Origin of the sequence: Streptomyces sp. CLV115 (assembly GCF_038448545.1) — a bacterium.
Lineage (GTDB): Bacteria > Actinomycetota > Actinomycetes > Streptomycetales > Streptomycetaceae > Streptomyces > Streptomyces sanglieri.
Genome location: NZ_JBCEWQ010000083.1, coordinates 1 through 26,689, shown reverse-complemented (window position 1 = coordinate 26,689; position 26,689 = coordinate 1). Strand labels below are relative to the sequence as shown.

Below are 26,689 nucleotides of genomic sequence, written 5' to 3'. Positions count from 1 at the left end.
GCTCAACTCGAAGTGCGTGCCGCTCGTTCCTGCTGCCGGAGCTCCATGACGTCGGCGATCACGCAACTGGTGTTGTCGGGACCGCCGGAGCTGTTGGCGAGGGCGATGAGTTCGCGGACGGCCTGCTCGGGCTCTCCGGTGCCGGTGAGCACCCGGTGGATCTCTTCCTTCGGCACGACGGCCGACAGGCCGTCGGAGCAGAGCAGGTAGCGGTCCCCCTGCCGGGCGTCGTGGAGGCGTACGTCCGGGGTGCCGTCGGCTCCTGGGCCCAGGGCCCGTACCAGCAGCGACCGTTGGGGGTGGGAGGCGGCCTCTTCCGGGGTGAGACGTCCTTCGTCGACCATCGACTGCACCATGGTGTGGTCCTGCGTGATCTGGAACAGCTCCCCGCCGCGCAGGAGGTGGACGCGGGAGTCGCCGATGTGGACGAGGGCCAGCTGCGATCCGGTCCAGAGCATCGCGGTGAGCGTCGTGCCGGCCTCTTCGGGAGCGGGGACGGTCCCGGCGATGCCGTGCACGGCCTGCTTGGCCCGGTCGATCGCGTCTTCGAGGACGTTGAGGAGATCGCCTGCCGGGATGCTGTCTGTTTCGAGGTGCTTGAGCGCGTCGACGGCGGCCGCGCCGGCGGGGGCTCCTTGAGGGCCGAAGCCGTCGGCGACGGCGAGCAGGCGGGATCCGGCGTAGGCGGTGTCCTGGTTGCTCTCACGGACCAGGCCCTTGTCGGACAGAGCGGCGTAACGGATGCCCAGCGGCTTGGCGGTCGGGGACATGGCGGGGTCCTTCCAGGTCAGATGGCCGATGAGGAAGGAGGCGAGGTCCCGCCGCGCGGCGGTGTCGGCCTCGACCTGGGCCCAGAACGCGCGGACCTCCCGGGCCGCCTCGGAGGCCTCCAGCCCGCAGACGCCCTGGATGCGCGCCAGCGGCATTCCCAGGCGGCGGAGCCAGGCGACGAGCCGGGCCTGCTCCAGTTGTTCCGGGGCGTAGAAGCGGTAGCCGGTCGTCGGGTCGACACGGGCGGGGGTCAGCAGACCGAGTTCGTCGTAGAGACGCAGCGCCTTCGGCGACAGCCGGGACGCCTTCGCGAACGCCCCGATGGTCAGCAACCCCATGCCCGCCCCTCCTCATGCCGAGCACGTCGCCCGGCCCCACCGATGCTGTGGCTTCCCCCAGGGTGAAGGTCAACCAAGGCCAACCAAGGCCAACCAGGGCCAGCCAGGGCCAGCCAGGGCCGGCCGAGGTCAGCCATCGGTGGACACCTCTTCCGCACAGGGCGTGACTTTCCGCGTTGGCCGTCAGCATTGCCTTCACTCGGCATCGCCCTCGCCCTCGCCCAGCATTGCCTTCACTCAGCACCGCCCTTGCTCATCCATGCCAAGATTCGAGGGTGGACATGACCAACATCTCGCGTGCGGTCGCGGCTGTGACTTCGGTCGCCGCGTCGCTCGGCCTGGAAGCCACCGATGCAATCGTTCTCCACAACTCGAACAAGCTGGCACTGCGGCTGACCCCGTGCGACGTATTTGCCCGGGTCGCCCTTGTGGGGCAAGAGGTCGCACAGTTCGAAGTCGATCTCGCCCAGCGGCTCACCGAGGTCGGGTGCCCGATGTGCCCCTTGGAGCCTCGGGCGGACCCGCGTGTGTACACGCGCGACGGCTTCGCGGTGACGCTGTGGACCTACTACGAGCCCGTGACACCTCACACCTCACCGGTCGACTACGCCAAGGCGCTGGAGCAGCTGCACGCCGGCATGCGCAAGGTCGATGTGCCGAGCCCCAGGTTCACGGACCGGATCACGGAGGCGCAGGAAGTCGTCGCCGACCCGCACCGCTCGCCGGAGCTCGCCGACGCGGACCGCGTGTTCCTCAGCGGCAGGCTGGCAAGCCTGCGACGGGCGATCGACGACCGCGGCGCCGTGGAGCAGCTGCTCCACGGCGAGCCGCATCCGGGCAATGTGCTCAGCACGAAGAACGGACCGTTGTTCATCGACCTTGAGACGTGCTGCCGTGGGCCCGTCGAGTTCGATCTCGCCCATGTTCCCGAGGCGGTCTGCGAGTACTACCCGAGCGTTGACCAGGGGCTGCTGGACGAGTGCCGGCAGCTCGTCATCGCGATGGTCGCCGCGTGGCGTTGGGAGCTCGGCGACCAGTTTCCGGACGGGAGGCGATTCGGAGAGGAATTCCTGCGCCTGCTGCGCGAGGGTGCTCCTTGGCCGACACTCGACACCGTGACCAGGCGACTGGGCGGTCTGTAGAAGTCGCCGAAGGCCACGTGGAAGCTGCCCGTTCCCAAAAGATCTGGATCGAGGTGGTGTCTCTGACCCGGGCCTTGTCAGTTCTGCTGGGACGGGTTCGAAGCCGGGCGGCCCAGTGGATCTGGACGGTGCTGCGCCTGCTTGAGCGCGAGCCGAGACGGTCCCATTTGTTCTGTCGGACGGCACGGCCGTGGCCTGGTGTTTTTCAGTTCTGGTGGGACTCTTCCCGCAGGGCGTCGTAGTCGTCCGGCGTCGTCACCAGCATCAGTGATCGTCCCAGGGAGTCGGTCCAGCGAAAGAGGGCGTCGTTGGAGAAGGCGTGGGAACGGAGCTTTTCGCGGAGGGTGGGGACGTTCAGCCGGTTCTCGGCCTCTGTGCAGACGGCGTCGATGGTGCGCCGGTGCCGGTCGAGGTTCGTCCTAAGCCACGTACTGGCAGTCCCGTCTCGAACTCGACCTCCTCCGCCTCACTCAGCGATCGGCGGTGTTCACCTTTGGCATCCCGCCAACCGACCTCGAATTCGCCCACGTCCAGCGGTGCCGTATCACTCGTCCCACCCAACCCCATGGACTTCACTGTCCAGAATCAACGGGAATCCACCAGAAGTTTGGGCTGAAACCCCTCATGTGCGTGATGCTGCGAGCTGGCTCAGTCATCATCTTCATGATCACTGGCGACATCGTCCGAGGCGGGTCGAAGCCTGCGACGCGCCGCGTCCAGGCGTTCGCCATAGTCCGCTGCGAAGATCCCAGGCAGGGACTTGTCGAGCGTTCCGGCCATCCTATGAATGGGCGCCCAGACCGCCTCGTCATCGACGAGACGGCTGAGGTCCGTCATCTGCACTCGCTCCAGCCAGTCCGACAGGACCAGCGCTTCATCAGAGGTGAGCTTGATGATGATCTCCGTGTTCTCCACTGCTCGAACATAGTTCGCCGACCCCGCGGCGTCAGAGGTGCCTGGCACAGTGCCGCCGTGGACATCGATTCCTTCTGGAAGCTCATCGAAGAGTGCCGACGGCAGACGCGGGGCCGGGACGAACGGCTGGCGTGGTTGCGTGACGAGTTGTCGCGGAGGCCGCTGACAGAGATCGTGCAGTTCCAGGTCCGCCTGGACGAAGTGACGCGTGAAGCCTTCACCTGGGATCTATGGGCTGCGGCGGAGCGAATCTTCGGCGGCTGGTGTTCGGACGACGGATTCTGCTACTTCGGCCTGTGGATGGTGGGGATCGGTCGGGAAGCCTTCGCGCGGGCAGTGATCGATCCCGACGCTCTGGCCGACACTCCAGAGGTTCAGTGCCTGGTGGGTCGCCCTCGGGAGCTCTGGAACGACGACTGGCCGGAGTGGGAGTCTCTCGACTACGTCGCCATGGAGGCGTATGGACTACTCACCCGCGTGGATGACGACTGCGGCGACGCATTTCATGAAGCCGTCGAAGCCGAGCAGGGCGCTGTAGGGGGCAATCCAGGGCCGCGCGGCGAGCAGTGGGACGTGCGATGCGAAGACGAGGCGATGCGCAAACTGCCGAGGCTGAGCGCGATGTTTCCCCTCCGGCCGCTGGCTCGGTAGGCGCGAAAGCGCAAGGGATCAGGCCGAGGCTTCGGGGGTGTCGACAGACAGGCGATGCCACGCGTGGCCGCAACCGTTGGAGCAGAAGCGCTCTCGTCGGCGTTCGTCGGCGACGGCCAGCACCGCGATCAGTAGCCGGAATGACTTGAGGCGCTCGTCGTGCGGGGTGAGACTGGCGATCTTCCGAGTTGCTGGTCGATCCGCCCTCGTGCGATCAGAACTGCCGGTGTGTGCGTGGCGCGAAGTCCGGCGCGTCGGATACTTTCCGGGCCGTCCTCGGCGGTGGCGCGGGCCTGAATGCAGAAATGTGACAGGAGACGCAGGGTGTTGGACTGCTCTTCAGTGGAGAGGCTCTCGAACCACTCGATGCCCTGTGACATCGGCCGAAGCTCTTGTGCGAGCTCGTTCAGAATGATGTACGGATCAGCCATTCGCACACCCCGTTGCGCTCAGATCGCCGTTGTCCATGGTGCTGCGATGTGGAAAGCCCCGAACCCGCCCTCGCCGCTTCGGATCTGCACGTGGTGATGTGCTGTGCGATGTGCACCTTTACCTGTACGCCATGCTGAGCTGCACTGTTGATGGGGAGTCGAACCCCCGCGTTGCTCTTCACGCGCCAGGAGTGGGCTGGAAAACCGCCAGTCCTCGGTGTGTGCACGCCTCCGAAGCTGCTACCTGCTCCACATCGTCTCCGCCTGCTGGACTACTCAGTCCAGCAGATCCACCTCCCAGTTCGTGCGCTGGATCCGCACATCGACCTCGCGGATCTCCCGCGCAAGGACATCTGCCTGACCGCGCAGTTCCGCGACCGGAAGCGCGGAAAGCATCATCAGCTCGGACCGGAGTTGCCGGCCGTATCCCCGCTCGCTGCTACCCGCCGCCGCGTCCGCCGCCGCGGTGACCATAGAGTGACGCAACCGCAGGACATCCCGGCGTGCGAGGGCATCGGTGAGCGTGCCGTCGGGACCCATCTCCACGGTGGCGTTGGTCCGGTTGATCCGCCGGATCAACGTTTCCAGGGCGCTCAGCACCTCACCGGCCTCAGCCAACAACTGGGCGGCATCCTCGGCGGGTGTCTCCCCCTCCTGGTACCGCGCACTGCTGACGACGCGCGCTCGCAACTGCTCTACGCGGCGCGTCGCCTCCGCACGTTCTGCCAGTGCCTCGGCAAGCTTCACCGTCTCCACCTCCCCCTCCGTGAACTCGCACGAGTATACGAGTGAGAACCAGCTCACATGCACTTGGATTTTGACGCACAGGAGCCCTGACCAGGCACTGGAGCGAGAGCGGGCGGCCGCTCAGGGCGCTACGTAAAAGAATCCGACAGCACGAACGAGAACGAGTGGGAATGCGCCAGTTTCAGAGAGGCAGGACAACAGGACGGCTGGCTTCGCCGGGACTCCGCCAAGTCGTTCGCCAGAAGTGCTGGGACTCGCCACGTCTACTGGGAACGGACAGAAGCGGCAAGGAACCAAGCCGCCGTGCGAGTGGCGTGGCGCACTTTTGCAAGCGTCTGCTTGCAAAAGTTAGCAAGGGTGGCGCACCATCGGGGTATGGCATCCCTCAACGTCGGCAATCTCGGTGAGTACCTGCGCGAGCAGCGGCGCAACGCGCAGCTGTCGCTGCGGCAGCTCGCCGACGCCGCCGGGGTGTCCAATCCCTACCTCAGCCAGATCGAGCGCGGGCTGCGCAAGCCGAGCGCCGAGGTGCTGCAGCAGGTCGCCAAGGCGCTGCGGATCTCCGCCGAGACCCTTTACGTAAGGGCCGGGATTCTGGACGAGCGGGAGCGGGAGCGGGAGGAGCTGGAGACGCGGGCGGTGATTCTGGCCGATCCGTCCATCAACGAGCGGCAGAAGAGCGTGCTGCTGCAGATCTACGACTCCTTCCGCAAGGAGAACGGGTTCGAGCCCGGACCGGAATCCGGCGTCGCCGCCGGATCGGAGACCGGCGACGAGTCAGGGCCCGACGCCGGTGCGGACGGCGGCGGTGCCGACGCGGCTTCGGAGCCCTCGACGCTTTCGGAGCGTTCGGCGTCTTCGGAGCGTTCGACGTCTTCCATACCCTCCGAGCCCTCAATACCCTCCGCGCCTTCAAAGCCTGAGAAACCCTCAAACTGAGTCTGATGATCCGGGAGGACCACAGTCATGGCCATCACCGATGACCTGCGCAAGACCCTCACCGACCCGACCCCCCTCTACTTCGCCGCCGGTACGGCCGACCTCGCCGTCGAGCAGGCGCGCAAGGTCCCGGCGCTGATCGAGCAGCTGCGTACCGAGGCGCCGGAGCGTATCGAGGCCGTGCGCAACACCGACCCCAAGGCCGTGCAGGAGAAGGTGACCTCGCAGGCCAAGGAGGCGCAGGCCACCGTGCAGGCCAAGGTCACCGAGGTGATCGGGTCGTTCGACAGCGATCTGCGGAAGCTGGGCGAGAACGCGCAGGACCTGGCGCTGCGGAGCCTGGGCATGGCCGCGGAGTACGCGGTGCGGGCCCGGGAGACGTACGAGAAGGTCGCCGAGCGCGGCGAGCAGACCGTGAAGCACTGGCGGGGCGAGACGGCCGAGGAGATCGTCGAGATCGCCGTCGTCGTGGAGCCGCGCAAGGAGTCGAAGCCGACCGGCACCACGAGGACCGCGCCGGCCGCCAAGCCCGGTCCGGCGAAGGCCGCCCCGGCGCCGAAGCCCGCGTCCAGGGCCGCCAAGCCGGAGAGCAAGGCCCCGGCCGCGCCCGCCAGGAAGGCGCCCGCGCGCAAGCCCGTCGCGAAGAAGACCACTCCGCCGAGCGCGAAGTAGAAGCAGAAGCGGAAGCAGAAGCGGAAGCGGAAGCAGAAGCGGAAGCAGGAGAAGCAGGCGCCTGTCGGCGCCACGGCATCCCATGTCGGAGCTGTGGCGCCGACAGGCGTATGGCAGGCACGTGACAGGCGTGCGGCGGGGCGGGGCCGGGCACCATCAGGGGTGCCCGGATCGTTGTCCCGGTACCTTGGCCGCGAGGCGCTCATCGATTTATTAGGCGGTGCACACCATGTTGCTCACAGGATTCAGCACATTCATCACGCTGCTCTACGTGGCCATGATGGTGCTGGCGGTGGTCGCGCTGGTCATGGCAGCGGTGGCCCGTGAGGACGCCTACCGGGCCGCGGACAAGCAGAAGAAGTCCTTCTGGCTGCTCATTCTCGGCCTCGCCGTCGGCGTGAACGTATTGAGCCTCTACATGTCGGTGCTGTTCCTGCAGATCGCGGGCGTGGTCGCGTCCATCGTCTTCCTGGTGGACGTACGGCCCGCGCTGCGGGCGGTCTCGGGCGGCGGCAGCGGCCGGCGCGGCGGCTCCAGCAGCGACGGGCCGTACGGGCCCTACAACGGCGGGCGCTGAGCCTTCGCGGAGTACGCGGCGCGGGGCCGGGGGACGCCCCGGCCCCGTTCGCCGTCCGGGGTCCGGCCGCGGACGGCGTTCTGGTCGCGGTCGAGCAGGAGGACCGCGACGTCGTCGGTCAGTTCGCCGCCGTTCAGCTCCCGCACCTGGGCGACCGCGGCCTCCAGGAGATCCTCGCCGGCCAGCCCCTCCGCCAGCTGCCGGTTGATCATCGCGACCATGCCGTCCTGGCCCAGCCGCTGGGTGCCGACCGGGCCGACGCGCCCCTCGATCAGCCCGTCCGTGTACATCATCAGGCTCCAGGTGCCGCCGAGATCCACCTGTCGGCGCGGCCACCGCGCGCGCGGCAGCAGGCCGAGGGCCGGGCCGCCGTCCTCGTACGGGAGCAGGTGCGCGGCCCGTCCCTGCCGGGCGATCAGCGGGGCGGGGTGGCCCGCCAGGCAGAGCCCGGCGCGCCGGCCGTCGGGGGCGATGTCGACGGTGCAGAGCGTCGCGAAGATCTCCTCGCTCTCCCGCTCGTGCTCCAGGACCTGCTGGAGGGTGGAGAGCAGTTCGTCGCCGCAGAGCCCGGCCAGGGTCAGCGCCCGCCACGCGATGCGCAGTTCCACGCCGAGCGCCGCCTCGTCGGGGCCGTGCCCGCAGACGTCGCCGATCATCGCGTGGACGGTGCCGTCGGGCGTACGGACCGTGTCGTAGAAGTCCCCGCCGAGCAGCGCGCGGCTGCGGCCGGGGCGGTAGCGGGCCGCGAAGCGCAGATCGGAGCCTTCGAGCAGCGGCGTCGGCAGCAGCCCGCGTTCGAGGCGGGCGTTCTCCTGGGCGCGCAGGGTGGACTCGGTGAGCCGGCGCTGGGCCGCGTCGGCTCGCTTGCGCTCGACGGCGTACCGGATGGCGCGGCTGAGCAGCCGGCCGTCGAGCTCGTCGCGGAAGAGGTAGTCCTGGGCTCCGACCCGTACCGCCTCGGCGGCCAGTGCGGTGTCGTCCTCCGCCGTGAGCGCGAGGACGGCGTGGCCCGGGGCGATCCGCAGGACGTGTTGGAGGGTGGCGAGCCCGTCGGGTCCGGCCGTGTCCCCGGCTCCGGAGGCGCGGGTCTCGCTGCCGGTGGGCAGGGCCAGGTCCAGCAGTACGCAGTCGACGTCGTCCGTGAGGAGCCGGCCCGCCTCGGTGAGATTGCGGGCGGTGCGTATGCGCACCCTCGTGCCGGCCGCGGCCGGCAGCTCGGGGACGGTGAAGGTGCCCGCCGGGTCGTCCTCGATCACCAGGAGGGTGAGGTCGGCGCCGTGGGAGGCCTCCGCAGCGGCTTCGGCGCGTTGCTGCGGTTCGGGTACGGGCATCGGTTCGGGTTTCCTTCCCTCCCCCCGAGGGCGCGGCGGACCGACGATCGACGATCCGCCAGACGGGGACGATAGCGGGCCGTGGCGGTGGAACGGAATGGCGTTCCGTGATTGGCCTCCGGCATATGCACAGTCATAAGCCGCGTCAGGTCACGGATCCGGCGAGATGTGCCCGGCTCGGGGGCGGGTATCGGACATGACAAAGGTCACGCGGGTGGTGTACGGCGGGTGGCGCGGATCACGCCCGTGCGGGTACGGGGTGTTCGGAGCCGCTCGCGCGGCGGCGCGGAGCGCCTCCCGGGGCGCCCCCGGCTGCCCCGTGGGCCCGTGCAGTTCATCGCCCGCGCCGCACGCGCCCCGTGCACCTCAAACACCCCGCGCACCTCACACACCCCGCACGCGCCGCGCGCACCCCGTGCACCCCGTGCACCCCTGCGCCGCGCACCCCACACGCCCTGCACCCCGCGTCCGGTGCCTACTTGTCCGGGCGGACGACCCCGAGTATCTGCATCGAGCCCGCGCCCGCCAGCGTGACGTTGCGGCCGGGGCGCGGCGAGTGGACGATCGCGCCGTCGCCGATGTACATGCCCACGTGACTGGCGTCACTGTGGTAGATGATCAGGTCGCCGGGGCGCATGTCCTTGATCGCGATGTGCGGCAGCAGCCGCCACTGTTCCTGCGAGGTGCGGGGGATCGGCCGGCCCGCCGCCAGCCAGGCCTGGGACGTGAGGCCCGAGCAGTCGTACGACTTGGGGCCCTCGGCGCCCCAGACGTACGGTTTGCCGATCTGCTCGGTCGCGAAGGCCACCGCCTTCTTGCCGCGGGCGCTCGCCTCGCGGTTGATGTCCTTCAGGGCGCCGGAGCTGAGCCAGGCGGTCTGCTGCCTGTACTCCGCCTCCTGCTCCATCTTGAGGAGCCGGGCCCGCTCCTCCTTCTTCAGCCGGGACTCCAGCTTCTTCGCCGCGGCGATCTGCGCGTTGATCTTCTTCTTGGCCTTGGCCTGCTTGACCCGGCCGGCTTCGAGCTTCTTCCAGTTGGTGCTCGCGTCCTTGGTGTACGTCTCCAGGTCCTGCTGGGTCCTGGTCAGTTCGCCGAGCACGCCCTGTGCGGCCTGCTGGCCCTCCCGGACCCGGTTCACCCCGTCCAGGAACAGCTGCGGGTCGTCACTGAGCATGAACTGGGCGCCGGGCGGCAGTCCGCCCGTGCGGTACTGCTCGCGGGCCTGGGCGCCCGCCTGGCTCTTGAGCTCGGCGATCTTCGACTGGCCCACGACTATCGCGCGGGCCAGCTTCACGATCTCGCCGGACTGCTTCTCGGCCTTCTCCTCGGCGAGGTTGTACGCGTCGGTGGCCGCCCCCGCCTTGCGGTAGAGGTCGTCGATCTCCTTGCGCACCTCTTCGAGGCTCTTCTCCGGCGCCTTGGAAGCGTTGGACTTCGCGTCGGACGGGGATGGCGGTGCGGGCTCGGCGAAGGCCTGGACCGGCGTGACGAGCACGGTCAGCGCGCAGACCAGAGTGATCGCGGCCGAGGCACAGTGACGTCGGTTCACGAGATTCCCCCCGATGAATCTGATTTACCGTCAGTAACTTTTCGCCGATGTCGAGATCGTGCCATGCCGTACCGAAAAGCAACAGGGGCGCACGGCAGTCGTCCTGACGTTCGCACACCCGGATCGGCGTTCCTCGCCTCCCCGGCTTCCCTCTCTCTGGACGAACGGTGCCCCGTCCGCGTTCCCGTCCGCCTCCTTCGACCCGGTCGCCCCGCGTCCGTTCGGCGCGAGTCGGGCTACGGGTTGGGCTGGAGGGCCGCCCATTTCACCGTGACTTCGCCCTGGCGCCACCGCCGTACCCCGTCGGCCAGCGGCCAGTCGCCCGACAGCGCCCGTACCGCCGTGATCCAGCGCTGCCGGGCGCCCAGTGAGGCGTACGGGGCCGCCGCGGCCCACGCCCGGTCGAAGTCCCGTAGGAACGCGTGCACCGGTTCGCCCGGAACATTGCGGTGGATCAGCGCCTTGGGCAGGCGTTCCGCGAGGTCGGAGGGGCGGTCCAGGGAGGCGAGCCGGGTCGCGAAGGTGACCGTGCGCGGACCCTCCGGCCCGAGCGCCACCCAGACGTGCCGGCGCCCGATCTCGTCGCAGGTGCCCTCCACCAGGAGCCCGCCCGGCGCGAGGCGGGCGCACAACCGCCGCCAGACCGCCGCGACCTCGCCCTCGTCGTACTGGCGCAGCACGTTCGCCGCCCGGATCAGGTCGGGGCGCTCGGGGAGCGGGATCTCGAATCCGCCGTGCCGGAAGGTCAGGCCCTCGCACTCGTACGGCTTCGCCGCCGCGACCCGCTCCGGGTCGATCTCGATGCCGACCACGGCCGTGCGGGGCTCGGCCGTGCGCAGCCGGTGCAGCAGCTCGACGGCGGTCCAGGGCGCGGCGCCGTACCCGAGGTCGACGGCTACGGGACGGTCGGCGCGGCGCAGGGCCGGGCCGTGGGTGGCGGCGATCCAGCGGTCCATGCGGCGGAGCCGGTTCGGGTTGGTGGTCCCGCGGGTCGCGGTGCCGATGGGGCGCATGACAGTGAGCGTAACGATCTCGCGGCGGGGCCCGGTGCGCGCCCGGGGTGCCGGAATGCGCCGCCCGCACCGTAATGATTTGGTAAAGCGGAAATGAAAGGAGAGATTCCGCTGTTGCAGCCGTTCGCAGGGGCTCAGGTCCCTCGGCCGTCATGCCCTGAGTGAGGAGGACCGGACGACGTGAGTCAGTACGTCTCCCGGCTCGGCAGCAGCCGGGTCGCACCGCGCCTCAGATTCCCCGCCGCGTTCCCCGGCGGCCACCGCAAACCCCGACGCATCGCGATGCTCTCCGTGCACACCTCCCCGCTGCACCAGCCGGGCACCGGGGACGCGGGCGGCATGAACGTCTACATCGTGGAGCTGGCCAGGCGGCTCGCCGCGATCAACATCGAGGTCGAGATCTTCACCCGGTCCACCACCGGCGGGCTGCCCCCGGCGGTCGAGCTGGCCCCCGGTGTCCTGGTCCGGCACGTCGACGCGGGGCCGTACGAGGGACTGGCCAAGGAGGAGCTGCCCGCCCAGCTCTGCGCCTTCACGCACGGCGTGATGCAGGCGTGGGCCGGCCAGCGCCCCGGCTACTACGACCTCGTCCATTCCCACTACTGGCTCTCCGGCCACGTCGGCTGGCTCGCCGCCCAGCGCTGGGGCGTCCCGCTCGTCCACGCCATGCACACCATGGCGAAGGTCAAGAACGCGGCGCTCGCGGAGGGCGACACCCCCGAGCCGGCGGCCCGCGTCATCGGCGAGACCCAGATCGTCAGCGCGGCGGACCGGCTGATCGCCAACACCACCGGGGAGGCGGACGAGCTGATCCGCTTCTACGAGGCCGATCCCGGGTCCGTCGCCGTCGTCCACCCCGGGGTCAACCTGGACCGCTTCAGCCCCGCCGACGGGCGGGCCGCCGCGCGGGCGCGCCTCGGGCTGCCGAAGGACGCCCTGATCCCGCTCTTCGCGGGCCGCATCCAGCCGCTGAAGGCCCCGGACGTGCTGCTGCGGGCGGTCGCCGTCCTGCTGGACCGCGACCCCACGCTGCGTTCCCGGATGGTCGTACCGGTCGTCGGCGGCCCCAGCGGCAGCGGGCTCGCCAAGCCGGAGGGGCTGCAGAAGCTGGCGGCGCGGCTGGGCATCGCCGACGTCGTACGGTTCCAGCCGCCGGTCGGGCAGGAGCAGCTCGCCGACTGGTTCCGGGCCGCCTCGGTGCTGGTCATGCCCTCGCACAGCGAGTCCTTCGGTCTGGTCGCCATAGAGGCGCAGGCGGCGGGCACCCCCGTCGTCGCGGCGGCCGTGGGCGGGCTGCCGGTGGCGGTGCGGGACGGGATCAGCGGCTTCCTGATACCCGGGCACGACCCGCAGGCGTACGCACAGGCGCTGGCCCGGTTCGCCGACGCGCCGGAGCTGGTCGCCCGGATGGGTGCGGCGGCCGCCGCGCACGCCCAGGGCTTCGGCTGGGACACCGCGGCGGCGGCGACGGCCGACGTGTACACGGCCGCGATGCACGAACACCGCCGTCGCGTACGCTCGCACCATGGCTGACGTACCCGATGACGTACCCGGTGCAGCGGCACCGACCGAAGCGGCCGCGGCACGGGCCGCGCAGGTCATCGAGGCGACCCTGAGGGACGCCGGGCTCGAATGGGAGAGCCCCGAGCCGGGCGATTACGTCGTCAAGCTGCCCGGTACGCGCAAGCTGTCCACCACCTGCTCGCTGCGGGTCGGCAGGCACTCGCTCTCCCTCAACGCCTTCGTCGTCCGGCATCCGGACGAGAACGACGCCGCGGTCCACCGCTGGCTGCTGGAGCGCAACCTCCGCCTCTTCGGCGTGAGTTACGCGATCGACCCGCTCGGCGACATCTATCTCGTCGGCAAGCTGCCGCTCTCCGTGGTCACCCCGCAGGAGCTGGACCGGCTGCTCGGCACGGTCCTCGAAGCGGCCGACGGCTCGTTCAACACCCTGCTGGAGCTGGGCTTCGCGAGCGCGATCCGCAAGGAGTACGAGTGGCGGGTGTCGCGCGGCGAGTCCACGCGGAACCTGGACGCGTTCACGCATCTGACCCAGCGCCCGGCCGACCGGACCGGCTGACGGCTCGACCGTTTCGGCCGGTCCGCCGTCGCCTCCCGGCTCGGCCGACCTGCCCCATCACCTCCCGGTTGGTCCAACCCGCCGTCACCTTCCGGGGATTCCGGCCCGAGATTCCCCGGTGCACGCCTCTTTCGGCGTCCCAGGGGGCCGTGGCATGCTCGCGGCCGACGCAGATATGAACGTCGTTCACATGGATGAAAGGCGGCTCGGATTCATGGCGATCGGATTCATCGAGAACGACCAGGGGAACATCAGCAGGCGCGGGCTGCTGGCAGGCGCCGTGGCGGTCGCCGCGACGACGGTCGGCGCCATCGCCGCCGGCAGCGGCCCGGCGTTCGCCGCCGCCCGGGGGACCGCGGCCGGTGCCCCGCGAGCGGCCACCCCGCTCTGGCGGGAGTTCGCCGCCGCCCCGTTCACCCACCCGCAGATCCCGTTCGTCGGCCGGGCCGGTCACCGCGGCGGCTCCCGCCCGCCCCGCCGTCCCGGCCGCGGCTTCGTCGTCGACGTCCGGCGCCACGGTGCGAGGCCCGACGGCTCCGCCGACGCCGCCCCCGCGATCAACCGCGCCATCGCCGCAGCCGGAGAGCGCGGCGGCGGCACGGTGCTCATCCCCGAAGGCACGTACCGGATCGACGACATCATCCGGATCGGCCACAGCGACGTGGTGGTGCGCGGCGCGGGCAGCGGGCGCACCAGGCTGTACGCGACCAGGAACCTCACCGAACTGGTCGGGGCGTACGGCAGCCGGTACGGCGGCGACAAGTCCAGCTGGTCCTGGGCCGGCGGCCTCGTCTGGCTCTGCCCGCAAGACCGCTGGGCCTCGCTCACCGACGCGATCCGGGCGAAGTCCTGGCCCTTCGAGGGCTGGACCGGCAACCGGCGCGACGAGTGGCGCACCCTGACCACCGTCGCCCCCGCCCGCCGCGGCGACCGCTCGATCACCGTCGACGACCCGACGGGGCTGCGGCGCGGCCGGCTCGTACTGCTCCGGCTCGCCGACGACGCCGGCCACACCCTCCTGGAGCACATGGCGGGCGGCGGCCCCGGCCCCGAGGCGTACCACTGGGACGACAAGACCAAGCTGACCTCGTACGTCCCCTACGAGTGGCCGGTCCGCGTCACCTCCGTACACGGCCACCGGGTCACGCTGGAGCGCCCGCTCCCGCTCGACGTGCGGCCCGAGTGGGATCCCCGGCTGACCACGCTCGTCACCCCGCTCACCGGCTCCGGCGTCGAGGGCCTCACGCTCGAAGCGGTCGAGACCCCGCAGTCGCCGCATCTGCTCGACAAGGGGTACAACGGGGTCGCGTTCCAGTGCGCGTACGACTGCTGGGCCGACGACATCACCGTCCGCCACGTCGACAACGGCTTCGGCCTGATCGCCGCCTCGGCCTGTACCCTGCGCCGCACCCGGGTCGAGGGCCGCGGCTCGCACCATCCGTACTACTGCCGCGAGGGTTCGCACGACAACCTGATCGAGGACTTCACCGTCGCGCGGCGCACCGTACCGGCGCCCGCCGGAACCCAGTTGCACGGCATCAACGTCGAGGGGCTGTCCAGCGGGAACGTCTGGTCGCGCGGGCTGATGGAGATGGGGACGTTCGACTCGCACCGGGGCATGCCGTTCGCCGACGTCCGCACCGACATCACGGTCGAGAACAACGGGCGGCACGGCGGCGACGCGAGCGCGGGGCCGCTCTTCGGCGCCCGCTTCACGCACTGGAACATCCGGGTCACCAACGGCCGGGCGGGCCTGATGCGGATCGACGGGCTCGCTCCGTACAGCGCGACGGTCGGCATCAGCGAGGTGACGGAGTTCGACCAGATCGACGTCCCCGACTTCACCGGCGATCTGCACACCAGGCTGGAGGCGTACGGCACGCCGGAGGCGGTGTGGCCGCCCAATCTGTACGAGGCCCAGCGGGCCCTGGCCGGCTGAGGGCGAGGGGGCGGCCGGCCGCAGCGCTCAGCCTTCGGCCCGCAGCGCCGACTCCACGTCCGCCAGGGCCGATTCGAGCTGCGGGGCGACACCGGCCCACGCCTGGTCCAGCTCTTCCCGGGACGCGCGGCGCGGAACGGTCTCCACCAGCATGATCAGGTAGAGGTAGCAGCGGTAGAGCGCGAGGCGCAGCCGGACCGACGCGTCGAACACCACCGGCCGCCCGGTGCCGTCCGCGTACCCGGCGAGGAAGTCCTCGTCCTCCGCCATGTTCCCGAACAGGGCGAGCGATACGAAGTCGGCGACCGGGTCGCCCCAGAACATCCGCTCGCCGTCGACGATCCCGCCGATGGTCCGCGCACCGGGCGCGCCGTCGACGAGGAGGTTGCCCTGCCACAGGTCGAAGTGGACCAGGGCGGGGCGCGTCACGTCGTCGAGCACCGGCGCCGCGGCGGCGAGCAGGGCGCGGATGCCTGCCGTCGGGCGCGGCAGCCGGGCCCGGTAGGCGTCCGCGTCGGCGAGGACCGCGTCGGTCATCGCGGTGAACGCCTGCCGCCAGGACGGGGCCAACGGGCCCACCGCCAGGGAGGGATAGCCGAAACCGGCCGGGCCGGTGACGGCGTGCAGCCGGGCGACGATCCGCCCCAGCTCCGTCCTGAGCCGGCGCTCCTCGGCATCGGACAGGGCGTCGGCGGAAGCGGGGCCGGTGAGCTCGTGCCAGGGCAGCCCCGGACGGGCCGACATGATCACGTACGGTCCGGTCGGCGCGGCCGGGTCGAGTTCGCTGTGCAGGACGCGGGGGACCGGTGCCGCGCCCTCCGCGCAGGTGTAGAACGTGGCCTCGTTGACCAGCAGATCGCGCTCGTATCCCATCAGTGTTCCGGGGGTCGCGGGCGGCGGGATCTTCACCACCCGGTCGCTGCCGTCCGTGAGCGTCACCCGGGAGACCGTGTTGAACGTGCCTCCGGTGAGCGGCGCGCGGGCGGCGATCCGGTCCTCCGTCAGGCCGACGGAGTCGAGAACGGCCGTGGTCGTCGCGTCAGCCTGCATGGGATCGCACCTCTGTCTCGGATTCCGGTTCGTCGGTGTGAAGCAACGCATCGTCAAACGGCGCATTCGGCGCATTCACAGGATGATCACGGCGTCGTCACGATCGCATCCCATGCCCGACTTGATTGATCATCAAACCATTTTCCGCTCATACAGTGAGCAAAACCGAACACCCTGCTCATAGAGACGGACCGGATCCATGCGTTCCACCGCCCTACGCCGTACCGCTGTTGCCGCCACCGCGGTGTCCCTGGCCCTGTTCGCCACCGCATGCGGCGGTTCGGACTCCGGTTCCTCCGACAAGGGGGACAAGGGCTCCGGTGCCCAGGGCAAGGAGTCCGCGGCCGCCGCGCCCGCGGCCGAGGCCCTGAGCGCCGCCGAGCTGGAGAAGGCCGCGCTGGCCCAGGGCGACGTCAAGGGGCACAAGATCTCCAAGGCCGCGGCCAAGGACACGGTCGCCGTCGACGACATCAAGACCGGCAAGAAGGTATGCGCCCCGTTCGCCAATGCGCTGATGGGCGCTCAGGTCGGCGAGCCCGGCGCGTTCACCAAGCGCACGGTCGTCAGCGAGCCGAAGAAGGGCGACCTGGCGAAGCAGGACAGCGGGGACGCCGAGGAGGCGTTCAAGGCCGCGTTCGACATCACGACGACGCAGCTGGCACTCGGTTCGTACGACGGCAAGGGCGCGCAGGAGTCGGTCGCCTCGCTGCGCACTGCGGCCACCGAGTGCGCCGGCGGCTTCGAGTTCACCGCGGCCGGTGAGAAGCAGAAGGTCAGCAAGATCACCGAGGAGCAGGTCAAGGGCGGCGAGGAGGCGGCCGCCTGGACCGTTCAGGTGGAGCAGAGCGGGGAGAAGGTCGAGTTCAAGCTCGTGGCCATGCGCCAGGGCGCCTCGTTCGCCTCGTTCTCCTCGATGAACCTGGCCGCGATGGGCGGCGGCGGGGACTTCGAACTGCCGACCGCGGTGATCGAGGCCCAGGCCGCGAAGCTGGCCTAGGGAATGTCTGATGAATGAGTGCGGGAGAAGGAGCGGGGTCTGGTGCGTGCGATCGCAAGGCGCCGGAGCGTCTGCGTGGCGGAGCCACGTGGGCGGTTCGGCAACGCCGCGAGCATGCGTGCCCGACCCCGGGACGCCGCAGGCATGTGTCGGACACCCCCCAGGTTCCTTCGTCCGGATCGTGCCGGGCTCGCGTGCCCCGGTGCCGCGCATGCGGCCGAGTACGCGGCGCACCGCGCGTGAGTATTCGTACTCATGATCGTCGATTCACCCTCCGGGCAGGCTGGTGGCACCAGTCAGCCAGGAGGGGGCACATCATGAACGTGATCAGCCGACGTGACCGGGCGGCGTCCGCGCGGAGCGGGCGCCGCCGGAGCCGTGCCGCGGCAGGGCTCGCCGTGGCCGCCGCGACCGTGGCGATGTTGACCACGGGCTGCTCGACCGAGGACGCGATCTGCGGCGGCGGCGAATACCCGGTCATGACGATCGGGAGCACCGGATCGGCCTGCGTGTCCGACGACGAGGACCCGCCGAAGGGGTACGTCCGGTACCCGAAGGGCAAGGTCCCCGAGCACGTGGACGACAAGTGGGACATGTACTGGCGTACCCACAGCGTGGACAAGGACGGCCGGATCATCGAAGTCCAGGACGGTTCCTAGGAGTCGGGCCGGCGCCGGCTCAGGGCAGCGGGACGAGCCTCACCACTGTGACGATCAGGACGGACCCGGAGACGTAATAGAGCACGATCGCCCCGGCCACGGTCGCCTCACGGCGGTCGCGCTCGCTCTTGACGGCCGACGAGCCGTGCCCGTACGGGTCGAGGCCCAGGGTTCGCGCCATCTCGGCGCGGAAGGTCTCGCCCTCGCGCATCTTGGCCAGGGAGTCGTCGGCGGGCGGTGCGTAGGAGATGCGGAAGCTCAAGCGACGCTCCGCCTCTCGGCCTCGTCCTGCGCCAGCCGGTCCAGGATCCGTTCGGCCTCGGGGTCGGGTACGGCCTCCAGCATCCAGTGCCGCATCACGGCCTGGATCTCGTGCACCCCCGCCTCGTTGATGGCGCGGTCGAACTCCTCGCGTCTCTCCTCCGGCAGCGTGGCACGGATGGCCGGAATGCTGTTGGGCACGTCGACCTCGGCACCGCCGACGAAGGTCTTCAGGGGCTCGCCCATGATTGCTCTCCCCGCTCTCCTTGCGTCCTCCGCACGGCCCGTCCGATCGGTTCCGCCGTCGCGCGGGCCGGTGCTCGGGACACGGTAGCGCCAGTGCCGGTGACGAACACGGCACCCCACGCGATACGTTCGCCCGGTGACAGCGACATCATGGGACATATTGCTGGTAGGTGGAGCCTCGGGCGTCGGCAAGAGCCGGGCGGCGGCCCAACTCGCCGGTGAACCGGGCGGGTCGAAGGGATTCGTGGTCGAGTTCGACGACGTGGTCAGCGCCGTCGAGGCCATGACGACACCCGAACACCATCCCGCGCTCCACCACTTCGGGACCGTCCCCGACACGGCGCGGCTCTCCGTCGACCGGGTGCTGGACCTACAGATCGCCACCGCCAGGGCCCTCGAACCCGCGGTGCTGGGCGTGGTCCGCAACCGCCTGACCGTCGACGTACCCGCCGTGATCGAGGGCGACTACCTCACCCCGGACGCCGCGGCGGAAGCGATCCACGAGGGCCGGGCGGCCGGCCGCCGGGTACGGGCGGTCTTCCTGTACGAGCCGGACCCGGAACAGATCCTCGCCAACTACGCGGCCAGGGAGCCCGACAGCGGCGAACAGCGCCACCGCGCACAGGTCAGCGCCGCGTACTCGCACTGGCTCGCCGGTCAGGCGGCCCGGCACGGCCTGCCGGTGGTCGAATGCCGCCCCTGGGCCGACCTCGCGGGGCGCGTGGAACGGGCGTTGGGGCAGCACGTGGACGGCGCGTTGTCACACCCCCGCCCTACGCTCGGCCCATGAGCGTCTCCATCTACTACAGCGCCCGCCGGACCACGCCGCTGACCACCGCCGAGTCGGCCGCCATCCAGCGCATCGTCTCCGCCCGGGCCGAGTCGTTCCCGTACGACGACGAGGAGGGCCTGTACCTGTACGACCCGGGCGACGACGGGGACGACCAGATCGTCGCCGGCTCCACGAAACTGCCGGGCGGCGACCCCGGCCGATGGCTCCCGGTGACGGCCCATGTGCTCGACTCCGTCACCGAGTTGCGCCGCGCCGTCGGGGGAGCGCAGTGGCACGTCCACCTGGACGACGCCGACGTCCCGTGGGACGAGACCGAGGGCTACGCCCTGCCGGGCATGCGGGACGAGGCACTCGCCGCCGAGCTGGGCGGCCTCTGCGACGGCTCCGGTGGGCAGGGCGGGTGAGGTGGCAGGGAGTGCGTCCGGCGTTTGCGGCGCACCGGTAGCGGGCTGTTGATCTGGGCGTCGGTGACTGTCATCGAGCGGCCCTGGAGGCACGGCCGAAGGGGCGCAACCGCTGAGAGCGACGGCGCTGGGAGAGCGTCAGCCGCCGGCGCGTGCGGCCCGCTCACGCAGTTCCTGGGCCTCGGGAACTTCGCTGTGCCGACGGAGACATACGCCTCCGAGATCGGGCGGGCCCTCGCCGCCGGAGCGACCGTCGCGGTCAACCACCTCGGCCAGGACCCCGACGCCCACGCCCTCCTCACCACCCACTACCGCACCTGCCACACGGTCACCCCCGCCATGGTCGAACGCAGGTGGGGCCGCATCGTGAACATCGGCAGCGTCAACGCCCGCGCCGGCCGGACGAACCTCGTCGCGTACAGCACCGCGAAGGCCGGGCTGCTGGGCCTGACCCGGTCCCTCGCCCGTGAGTTGGGCCCGTACGGGATCTGCGTCAACACGGTCATGCCTGGCGCCGTCCAGGTCGAGGCCGGGAACGCGATCCCCGCCCGGCACCGTGCGCGGCCGGAGGACCAGATCAAGCGCCGGTGTGTCCCGCGTCGTGGCCGGCCCGAGGATGTCGCGGCCCTGGTGGCGTTTCTCGTGGGCCCCTCCGCCTCGTTCATCACGGGGCAGTCCATCCACGTCGACGGCGGCTGGCTGCTGCACTGAGACCGCCGACAAGCAAGGAGACAAGCCGAGATGATGGAACGAGTCCGCGCCGTCCTCGTCACCGCTGACGGGACGATGCTTGTCATCCGCCGCACCAAGCCTGAGATTCCCGAGTACTGGGTCCTGCCCGGCGGTGGTGTCGAACCCGGCGACGCGTCCCGGGAGGCCGCCCTCCACCGGGAGATCCACGAGGAGATCGCGGGGAAGGCCGACATCGTCGGCCTTCTCCACACGATGGAGTCCGACGACGAGCGCCAGCTCTTCTACCTCGCCCGCATCGCGACCTGGTCCTTCGACGACCGCACCGGCCCCGAGTTCAGCGCCGAGGGCCGCGGCGAATACGCGCTGGAGGAGATCCCACGGACCGAGGAGGGGCTCGACGGCATCGACCTCAAGCCCGAGGAGATCGCTCACGTCCTGCGAGGAGCCATCAGCAGCGGAAGCCTCGGAGGCACGGCAACGCTCTGAGTCTTCGAGCATCAACACACCACCGGGCCGGCACCGAGATGTGTCGGCCGTGGCGGCGTTCCCATGCACCGCTGGCTCGGCACCGCGTTGTTGTCGGAAGGACTTGGCGCACCCAAAAGCCCCCACCATGCGGAGAATTCGCAGGTGGGGGCTTCTTCAGTTCTGCTTACTTCTTCTTGCCCTGGTTCTTCACGGCCTCGATGGCGGCCTTCGCCGCGTCCGGGTCGAGGTAGGTGCCGCCCGGCTTCACGGGGCGGAAGTCGGCGTCCAGCTCGTAGACGAGCGGGATGCCGGTCGGGATGTTCAGGCCCGCGATGTCGGCGTCGGAGATGCCGTCGAGGTGCTTGACCAGGGCCCGGAGGCTGTTGCCGTGGGCGGCGACCAGGACGGTGCGGCCGTCGAGCAGGTCCGGCACGATGTCGTCGTACCAGTACGGCAGCATGCGGTCGACGACGTCCTTGAGGCACTCCGTGCGCGGGCGCAGCTCCGGCGGGATCGACGCGTAGCGCGGGTCGTCGCTCTGCGAGAACTCGGTGCCGTCCTCAAGGGCGGGCGGCGGGGTGTCGTAGGAGCGGCGCCAGAGCATGAACTGCTCCTCGCCGAACTCGGCGAGCGTCTGGGCCTTGTCCTTGCCCTGCAGGGCGCCGTAGTGGCGCTCGTTCAGCCGCCAGGAGCGGTGGACCGGGATCCAGTGGCGGTCCGCGGACTCCAGCGCGAGCTGCGCGGTGCGGATGGCGCGCTTCTGGAGGGAGGTGTGCAGGACATCGGGGAGCAGACCGGCGTCCTTGAGCAGCTCACCGCCGCGGACTGCCTCCTTCTCGCCCTTCTCCGTGAGGTTGACGTCCACCCAGCCGGTGAACAGGTTCTTCGCGTTCCATTCGCTCTCGCCGTGGCGGAGGAGGATCAGCTTGTACGGTGCGTCGGCCATGGGTCCGAGCGTAATCGAACCCGTCCGAGCTCCGCGCTACCGGTCACAGGGCGGACAGCGGGCGGGCCCGGCGGCGACAGGACGGGCCCGGCGGCGGCCGGGAGCGGCGACGATTGACGGCAGACGTCAATTGAGTGGCGGACCGGAATCCAGGATTCGTAACGTTCGGACAGCAGTCGGGCCTCTTACCTGCGCTGTCCGTTCCGTACTTCCCTGGGGGGATTCCGTATGTCTGTCGCCGGTCTCAGACGGGCCGCACGCGAATCCGTGTCCGGGCTCCCCAGGCAGTTCTGGTGGCTGTGGACCAGCACGCTGGTCAACCGCCTCGGAGCGTTCGTCGCCACCTTCATGGCGCTCTACCTGACCCTGGACCGCGGCTACTCGGCCTCGTACGCCGGTCTGGTCGTCGCGCTGCACGGGCTCGGCGGGGTCGTCTCCTCGCTGGGGGCGGGGGTGATGACCGACCGGCTCGGCCGTCGGCCCACCATGCTCATCGCGCAGACGTCGACGGCCGTGTCCGTGGCCGTGCTCGGGTTCATGGTCCACCCGGTGGCGATCGCCACGGTCGCCTTCTTCGTGGGCATGGCCAGCAACGCGTCGCGGCCCGCCGTGCAGGCGATGATGGCCGACATCGTCCGGCCCGAGGACCGGGTGCGGGCCTTCTCGCTCAACTACTGGGCCATCAACCTCGGCTTCGCCGTCTCCTCGGCCGGCGCCGGCTTCGTCGCCGAGTACAGCTATCTCGCCGGGTTCCTCGGCGAGGCCGCGATGACGCTGTTCTGCGCCGTCGTGGTCTTCATGAAGGTGCCCGAGTCGCGGCCCGACAAGCCGGTGGTGTCCGGACGCGCGGCGGACGACGGGGCGGACGAGGTCCGGCTCCCCACGGTGCTGCGCGACGGCCGGTTCATGAGCGTCGTCGGGCTGTCCTTCGTCATCGCCCTGATCTTCCAGCAGGGTTACGTGGGACTCCCGGTGGCCATGGGGGCGGACGGGTTCTCCAGCTCCGACTTCGGTACCGCCGTCGCCGTCAACGGGGTGCTGATCGTGGTGCTCCAGATTCCCGTCACCCGCTTCATCCAGCACCGCGATCCGCGCCGGCTGCTCATCGTGTCGTCGCTGCTGGCGGGGTACGGGTTCGGGCTGACCGCGTTCGCCGGGTCGGTCGCCGTCTACGCGCTGACCATCTGCGTCTGGACGGTCGCCGAGATCGTCAACGCGCCGATCCAGAGCAGCCTGGTGGTCCGGCTGTCGCCCGCCCGGGGCCGGGGCCGCTACCAGGGCATGTACACGATGTCGTGGTCCGCGGCCGCGCTGATCGCGCCGCTGATGTCGGGCCTGGTGATCGACCGGTTCGGGGCCCAGTGGCTGTGGAGCGCGTGCGCTGTCCTGGGGACCGGGGCCGCGCTGGGCTACTGGCTGCTGATGCGGAACCTGCCGGGGGAGGACGTGGCGGCGCCCGAGGGCGGCAGCCGGGTGGCGGAGAGCGGTGCCGCGGTCGCCTCCGGTGCCGCGGTTGCTTCCGGGGCCGACGCCGCCGCCGATGCCGATGCCGCCGCCGGGCCCGCCGTCGAACGGGCGGGCTGAGGGCGCAGGCCGCACACGGGGGCGCTTTCGCTATTCCGCGGCAGCCGGTCAGCCGCAGCAGCCACCGCACTGGCACGGGGCCCCGGACTGGCAGCCGCAGCCGCAGCCCGAGCCGCAGCCGCAGGCGCCGAGCAGGGTCAGGTGCACCACCTCGGCGGGTGCCTCCTGCTGTGGGTCGGTCGTGGGGGAATCGGCCATGGTTCCTCCTCAAGGCATACGACAGGGCCGCACGCCGCGAGAACGCGCGTACGACCGGGGCGTACGGACAAGGCGTGCCGCCCCACCCCATTTCATGCCCACCCCGGCGGGCGCATCAACGGCGCACATACGCAGAAACACTTGTGCGACGCCGATGCGCCCGCGCACATCCGTACGCGCCTCCACGGCACATCTCGGCCACGCGCCCCGGCCACGGGCTCCGACCACGGGCTCCGGTCACGGGCCCCGGCTACGTAACCGCGGTCACGCCCCGCGGTCACGCCCAGCAGTCCCGTCCCGCGGCCACGCCCCATGTCCACGCCCGCTGTCACGTCCCGCGGCTACGCGCCCTCCACCGTCGTCTGCTGCTGGATCTCGTCGGCGTGCTCACCCGTCACCAGGTACACGACCCGCTTGGCGACCGACACCGCGTGGTCCGCGAAGCGCTCGTAGTAGCGGCCGAGCAGCGTCACGTCGACGGCCGTCTCGATGCCGTGCTTCCAGCGGTCGTCCATCAGGTGCTGGAACAGCGTGCGGTGCAGCAGGTCCATCTCGTCGTCGTCCTGCTCCAGCTGGAGTGCCAGATCGACGTCCTTGGTGATGATCACCTCGGCGGCCTTGGCCATCAGGCGCTGCGCCAGCTGCCCCATCTCCAGGATGGTGGCGTGCAGGTCGTGCGGGACCGCCGACTGCGGGAACCGCAGCCGGGTCAGCTTGGCGACGTGCTGGGCGAGGTCGCCCGAGCGCTCCAGGTCGGCGCTCATCCGCAGGGAGGTGACCACGATGCGCAGGTCCGTCGCCACGGGCTGCTGACGCGCGAGCAGGGCGATGGCCCGCGCCTCCAGGTCGTGCTGAAGGTCGTCGACCTTCTGGTCCGCGGCGATCACGCTCTCCGCGAGCTTGAGATCGGCATCGAGCATGGACGTCGTCGCCCGGCCGATCGCCGACCCGACGAGCCGGGCCATCTCGACCAGCCCTTCTCCGATCGAGTCGAGTTCCTCGTGGTACGCGTCACGCATGGAAGTCCCTCTCCAGTCCTCTGTGTAAGGCCGGGGCCAGGTTCGAACCCCACGCTGCCACCCTGAGTGGCGTACGCGTCGGGTTCCGGCCGCCCAAGTGAACCAACCCTTGCTCCTCGGTGAACTCTGGGCGACGAGTGTTCGGATAGGCACTCGGACGGCTGGGAGAGTCGTCCGGTACCCGCATAACCTTGACGTATGGACGTGAACGCGGCAGTCGCCGCAGCTGCGGCGATCGGCGGTGCGTGCACCGGCGTGATCGCCATGCTTGCGTTCCGCTGGAGCGAGCGCGACCAGAAGAAGCCGACGCGAACCTCCATGCGGCCCGACAGCAACGCACCCCTGCCGCCCGGGGTGGACACGGTCCTGTCCGTGCTCAGCTCCTCGGCGGTGGTGCTCGACGAGAGCGACAGCGTCGTCAAGGCCAGCTCCGCCGCCTATGCGCTGGGACTGGTCAGGGGCGGCCGGCTCGCCGTCGAGGCGATGCTGAACATGGCCAGGGACACCCGCCGCGACGGTGAGATACGACAGGTGGAACTGGACCTTCCGCGGCGCGGTACGGGCCGCGGCGAGGCCCTCGCGGTCTCCGCCCGGGTCGCCCCGCTCGGCTCCCGGCTGGTGCTCCTGCTGGTCGAGGACCTCACCGAGGCCCGCCGGATAGAGGCGGTGCGGCGCGACTTCGTCGCCAACGTCAGCCATGAGCTCAAGACCCCGGTCGGCGCTCTCTCCCTGCTCTCCGAGGCAGTGATGGACGCCTCGGACGACCCGGAGGCGGTGGAACGCTTCGCGGGCCGGATGCAGATAGAGGCGACCCGGCTGACCAACCTCGTACAGGAGATCATCGACCTCTCGCGGGTGCAGAACGACGACCCGCTGGAGGACGCCGAGCCGGTCCGGGTGGACGAGCTGGTGGCCGAGGCCATCGACCGCTGCCGCCAGCAGGCCGGCTCGAAGCAGATCACCATGGCCTCGGGCGGCACCGCGGAGCTCCGTATCTGGGGCAACCGCGGCCAGCTCGCCGCGGCGCTCGGCAATCTCGTCGAGAACGCCGTCAACTACAGCCCCGCCCGCACCCGAGTGGGCATCGCCGCCAGGCGGCTGTCCGTGCCGGGCGGGGACCAGATCGAGCTAGCCGTGACCGACCAGGGCATCGGCATCTCGGAGAAGGACCGCGAGCGGGTCTTCGAACGCTTCTACCGCGTCGACCCGGCCCGCTCACGGGCCACCGGTGGCACCGGCCTCGGCCTCGCCATCGTGAAACACGTGGCCGCCTCGCACGGCGGGGAGGTCACGGTCTGGAGCTCGGAGGGCCAGGGCTCCACCTTCACCCTGCGGCTGCCCGAAGCGGGCGCCGTACGGGAACGGGACCGCAGCTCGGACGGACCGCCCGTCGTCAACGGCGACGAGGGCGGCCCCCATGGACCCGCTCACCCCGACACCCTTGAACCATTCCCTGCCCCGGAGGTCCTTCCGTGACCCGAGTGCTCGTCGTCGAGGATGAGGAATCCTTCAGCGACGCCCTGTCCTACATGCTCCGCAAGGAAGGCTTCGAGGTCGCCATCGCGGCCACGGGCCCGGACGGGCTTGACGAGTTCGAGCGCAACGGCGCCGACCTCGTACTGCTCGACCTGATGCTGCCGGGCCTGCCCGGCACGGAGGTCTGCCGTCAGCTGCGCAGCCGGTCCAATGTCCCCGTGATCATGGTCACGGCGAAGGACAGCGAGATCGACAAGGTCGTCGGCCTGGAAATAGGAGCCGACGACTACGTGACCAAGCCGTTCTCCTCGCGGGAACTGGTCGCCCGGATCCGCGCCGTGCTGCGCCGCCGCGGCGAGCCGGAGGAGGTCACCCCGGCCGCCCTGGAGGCGGGCCCGGTGCGGATGGACGTGGACCGCCACGTCGTCACCGTCGCCGGCGGCAAGGTCGACCTCCCGCTCAAGGAGTTCGACCTGCTGGAGATGCTGCTGCGCAACGCGGGCCGGGTCCTGACCCGCATGCAGCTGATCGACCGGGTCTGGGGCGCGGACTACGTGGGTGACACCAAGACCCTCGACGTCCACGTCAAGCGCCTGCGCGCCAAGATCGAGCCCGACCCGGGAGCGCCGCGCTTCCTGGTGACGGTGCGCGGGCTGGGCTACAAGTTCGAGCCGTAGACCGCCAGGTGTGCGAAACGGCGGAGGCATTGCCGGGGCCGCCCAGCAGCACCGAGCCGCCGGCCGGGACGACGACCGATCCGGCGCCCTCGGCGGCGTGCAGCTGCACCGAGGTGCTCGAAC

The 26,689-nt window shown here is 70.4% G+C and carries 29 protein-coding genes and 1 pseudogene; 17 read left to right on the top strand and 13 right to left on the bottom strand.

What is annotated here, in order from left to right:
* Positions 1-2 precede the first annotated feature (2 nt).
* Entirely contained in the window at positions 3-1,109 is a 1,107-nt protein-coding gene (locus AADR41_RS25765; RefSeq protein WP_342283777.1) for a MerR family transcriptional regulator, read from the bottom strand.
* Between the two features lie 281 nt (positions 1,110-1,390).
* On the opposite strand from AADR41_RS25765, the gene AADR41_RS25760 reads away from it, so the two are divergent.
* Positions 1,391-2,251, top strand: a complete 861-nt coding sequence (locus tag AADR41_RS25760) for an aminoglycoside phosphotransferase family protein (RefSeq protein ID WP_342283776.1) — start codon at positions 1,391-1,393, stop codon at positions 2,249-2,251.
* A 648-nt stretch (positions 2,252-2,899) separates the two neighbouring features.
* Here the strand turns inward: AADR41_RS25760 and AADR41_RS25755 are convergent.
* Positions 2,900-3,166, bottom strand: coding sequence for a hypothetical protein (locus AADR41_RS25755; protein WP_342283775.1), 267 nt, complete (start codon positions 3,164-3,166; stop codon positions 2,900-2,902).
* A 57-nt stretch (positions 3,167-3,223) separates the two neighbouring features.
* Between AADR41_RS25755 and AADR41_RS25750 the strand changes: the two genes are divergently transcribed.
* On the top strand, positions 3,224-3,817 hold the full coding sequence (locus AADR41_RS25750) for a DUF4240 domain-containing protein (protein WP_342283774.1): 594 nt from the start codon (positions 3,224-3,226) through the stop codon (positions 3,815-3,817).
* A gap of 18 nt (positions 3,818-3,835) precedes the next feature.
* Here AADR41_RS25750 and AADR41_RS25745 read toward each other — a convergent pair.
* Both AADR41_RS25745 and AADR41_RS25740 read right to left on the bottom strand, forming a co-directional pair.
* Positions 3,836-4,197, bottom strand: a pseudogene (locus AADR41_RS25745) (DUF5958 family protein).
* Positions 4,198-4,524: 327 nt separating this feature from the next.
* Positions 4,525-4,995, bottom strand: coding sequence for a DIP1984 family protein (locus tag AADR41_RS25740; RefSeq protein WP_342283789.1), 471 nt, complete (start codon positions 4,993-4,995; stop codon positions 4,525-4,527).
* A gap of 375 nt (positions 4,996-5,370) precedes the next feature.
* Between AADR41_RS25740 and AADR41_RS25735 the strand changes: the two genes are divergently transcribed.
* The 3 genes from AADR41_RS25735 (at position 5,371) to AADR41_RS25725 (ending at position 7,183) form a co-directional block, all read left to right on the top strand.
* A complete protein-coding gene (locus tag AADR41_RS25735; RefSeq protein ID WP_342283773.1) occupies positions 5,371-5,934 on the top strand; it encodes a helix-turn-helix domain-containing protein in 564 nt (187 codons plus the stop codon).
* Positions 5,935-5,961: 27 nt separating this feature from the next.
* A complete protein-coding gene (locus tag AADR41_RS25730; protein WP_342283772.1) occupies positions 5,962-6,606 on the top strand; it encodes a hypothetical protein in 645 nt (214 codons plus the stop codon).
* A gap of 229 nt (positions 6,607-6,835) precedes the next feature.
* Positions 6,836-7,183: a DUF2516 family protein gene (locus AADR41_RS25725; RefSeq protein ID WP_259931466.1), complete on the top strand. Its 348-nt coding sequence runs from the start codon at positions 6,836-6,838 to the stop codon at positions 7,181-7,183.
* Here the strand turns inward: AADR41_RS25725 and AADR41_RS25720 are convergent.
* The 3 genes from AADR41_RS25720 to AADR41_RS25710 all read right to left on the bottom strand — a co-directional run bounded on the left by AADR41_RS25720 (position 7,165) and on the right by AADR41_RS25710 (position 11,076).
* A complete protein-coding gene (locus tag AADR41_RS25720) occupies positions 7,165-8,514 on the bottom strand; it encodes a PP2C family protein-serine/threonine phosphatase (protein ID WP_342283771.1) in 1,350 nt (449 codons plus the stop codon). The genes AADR41_RS25725 and AADR41_RS25720 overlap by 19 nt on opposite strands.
* Positions 8,515-8,989: 475 nt before the next feature.
* Positions 8,990-10,063 (bottom strand): NlpC/P60 family protein, encoded by a 1,074-nt coding sequence (locus tag AADR41_RS25715; RefSeq protein WP_342283770.1) that lies wholly within the window; start codon positions 10,061-10,063, stop codon positions 8,990-8,992.
* A gap of 236 nt (positions 10,064-10,299) precedes the next feature.
* Positions 10,300-11,076, bottom strand: a complete 777-nt coding sequence (locus tag AADR41_RS25710; RefSeq protein ID WP_342283769.1) for a class I SAM-dependent methyltransferase — start codon at positions 11,074-11,076, stop codon at positions 10,300-10,302.
* A gap of 180 nt (positions 11,077-11,256) precedes the next feature.
* On the opposite strand from AADR41_RS25710, the gene mshA reads away from it, so the two are divergent.
* The 3 genes from mshA (at position 11,257) to AADR41_RS25695 (ending at position 15,095) form a co-directional block, all read left to right on the top strand.
* Positions 11,257-12,609, top strand: a complete 1,353-nt coding sequence (mshA, locus tag AADR41_RS25705) for a D-inositol-3-phosphate glycosyltransferase (protein ID WP_342283768.1) — start codon at positions 11,257-11,259, stop codon at positions 12,607-12,609.
* On the top strand, positions 12,602-13,156 hold the full coding sequence (locus AADR41_RS25700) for a YbjN domain-containing protein (protein ID WP_342283767.1): 555 nt from the start codon (positions 12,602-12,604) through the stop codon (positions 13,154-13,156). The genes mshA and AADR41_RS25700 overlap by 8 nt, the downstream gene beginning before the upstream one ends.
* A gap of 190 nt (positions 13,157-13,346) precedes the next feature.
* The gene (locus AADR41_RS25695) at positions 13,347-15,095 is read left to right on the top strand and encodes a glycosyl hydrolase family 28-related protein (RefSeq protein ID WP_342283766.1); all 1,749 of its coding nucleotides are present in this window, start codon (positions 13,347-13,349) and stop codon (positions 15,093-15,095) included.
* A 27-nt stretch (positions 15,096-15,122) separates the two neighbouring features.
* On the opposite strand, the gene AADR41_RS25690 is transcribed toward AADR41_RS25695, so the two are convergent.
* Positions 15,123-16,145, bottom strand: coding sequence for a phosphotransferase family protein (locus AADR41_RS25690; protein ID WP_342283765.1), 1,023 nt, complete (start codon positions 16,143-16,145; stop codon positions 15,123-15,125).
* A gap of 199 nt (positions 16,146-16,344) precedes the next feature.
* On the opposite strand from AADR41_RS25690, the gene AADR41_RS25685 reads away from it, so the two are divergent.
* Together AADR41_RS25685 and AADR41_RS25680 are read left to right on the top strand one after the other, a co-directional pair.
* Complete coding sequence (locus AADR41_RS25685) at positions 16,345-17,142, top strand: hypothetical protein (RefSeq protein WP_342283764.1); 798 nt, start codon at positions 16,345-16,347, stop codon at positions 17,140-17,142.
* A gap of 317 nt (positions 17,143-17,459) precedes the next feature.
* Positions 17,460-17,801 (top strand): SCO0607 family lipoprotein, encoded by a 342-nt coding sequence (locus AADR41_RS25680; RefSeq protein ID WP_342283763.1) that lies wholly within the window; start codon positions 17,460-17,462, stop codon positions 17,799-17,801.
* Positions 17,802-17,820: 19 nt separating this feature from the next.
* Here AADR41_RS25680 and AADR41_RS25675 read toward each other — a convergent pair whose 3' ends face one another.
* Both AADR41_RS25675 and AADR41_RS25670 read right to left on the bottom strand, forming a co-directional pair.
* Entirely contained in the window at positions 17,821-18,063 is a 243-nt protein-coding gene (locus AADR41_RS25675) for a hypothetical protein (protein WP_342283762.1), read from the bottom strand.
* The gene (locus AADR41_RS25670; RefSeq protein ID WP_266416166.1) at positions 18,060-18,308 is read right to left on the bottom strand and encodes a hypothetical protein; all 249 of its coding nucleotides are present in this window, start codon (positions 18,306-18,308) and stop codon (positions 18,060-18,062) included. Before AADR41_RS25670 ends, AADR41_RS25675 begins: the two co-directional genes overlap by 4 nt.
* Positions 18,309-18,444: 136 nt before the next feature.
* Here AADR41_RS25670 and AADR41_RS25665 point away from each other — a divergent pair, with 136 nt between their 5' ends.
* The 4 genes from AADR41_RS25665 to AADR41_RS25650 all read left to right on the top strand — a co-directional run bounded on the left by AADR41_RS25665 (position 18,445) and on the right by AADR41_RS25650 (position 20,684).
* Complete coding sequence (locus AADR41_RS25665) at positions 18,445-19,098, top strand: AAA family ATPase (RefSeq protein WP_342283761.1); 654 nt, start codon at positions 18,445-18,447, stop codon at positions 19,096-19,098.
* On the top strand, positions 19,095-19,505 hold the full coding sequence (locus tag AADR41_RS25660; protein WP_342283760.1) for a hypothetical protein: 411 nt from the start codon (positions 19,095-19,097) through the stop codon (positions 19,503-19,505). Before AADR41_RS25665 ends, AADR41_RS25660 begins: the two co-directional genes overlap by 4 nt.
* Positions 19,506-19,700: 195 nt before the next feature.
* Positions 19,701-20,216, top strand: coding sequence for an SDR family oxidoreductase (locus tag AADR41_RS25655; protein WP_342283759.1), 516 nt, complete (start codon positions 19,701-19,703; stop codon positions 20,214-20,216).
* A 30-nt stretch (positions 20,217-20,246) separates the two neighbouring features.
* On the top strand, positions 20,247-20,684 hold the full coding sequence (locus AADR41_RS25650) for an NUDIX hydrolase (RefSeq protein WP_342283758.1): 438 nt from the start codon (positions 20,247-20,249) through the stop codon (positions 20,682-20,684).
* Between the two features lie 166 nt (positions 20,685-20,850).
* Here the strand turns inward: AADR41_RS25650 and AADR41_RS25645 are convergent, their stop codons facing one another.
* A complete protein-coding gene (locus AADR41_RS25645; RefSeq protein ID WP_342283757.1) occupies positions 20,851-21,612 on the bottom strand; it encodes a phosphoglyceromutase in 762 nt (253 codons plus the stop codon).
* A gap of 228 nt (positions 21,613-21,840) precedes the next feature.
* On the opposite strand from AADR41_RS25645, the gene AADR41_RS25640 reads away from it, so the two are divergent.
* The gene (locus tag AADR41_RS25640; protein ID WP_342283756.1) at positions 21,841-23,196 is read left to right on the top strand and encodes an MDR family MFS transporter; all 1,356 of its coding nucleotides are present in this window, start codon (positions 21,841-21,843) and stop codon (positions 23,194-23,196) included.
* A gap of 48 nt (positions 23,197-23,244) precedes the next feature.
* Here the strand turns inward: AADR41_RS25640 and AADR41_RS25635 are convergent, their stop codons facing one another.
* Together AADR41_RS25635 and phoU are read right to left on the bottom strand one after the other, a co-directional pair.
* Positions 23,245-23,394 (bottom strand): hypothetical protein, encoded by a 150-nt coding sequence (locus AADR41_RS25635; protein WP_177328251.1) that lies wholly within the window; start codon positions 23,392-23,394, stop codon positions 23,245-23,247.
* A gap of 341 nt (positions 23,395-23,735) precedes the next feature.
* On the bottom strand, positions 23,736-24,413 hold the full coding sequence (gene phoU / locus AADR41_RS25630; protein WP_266416142.1) for a phosphate signaling complex protein PhoU: 678 nt from the start codon (positions 24,411-24,413) through the stop codon (positions 23,736-23,738).
* A gap of 198 nt (positions 24,414-24,611) precedes the next feature.
* Between phoU and AADR41_RS25625 the strand changes: the two genes are divergently transcribed.
* On the top strand, positions 24,612-25,889 hold the full coding sequence (locus AADR41_RS25625) for a sensor histidine kinase (RefSeq protein WP_342283755.1): 1,278 nt from the start codon (positions 24,612-24,614) through the stop codon (positions 25,887-25,889).
* On the top strand, positions 25,886-26,566 hold the full coding sequence (locus tag AADR41_RS25620) for a response regulator transcription factor (protein ID WP_072487966.1): 681 nt from the start codon (positions 25,886-25,888) through the stop codon (positions 26,564-26,566). Before AADR41_RS25625 ends, AADR41_RS25620 begins: the two co-directional genes overlap by 4 nt.
* Positions 26,567-26,689 lie beyond the last annotated feature (123 nt).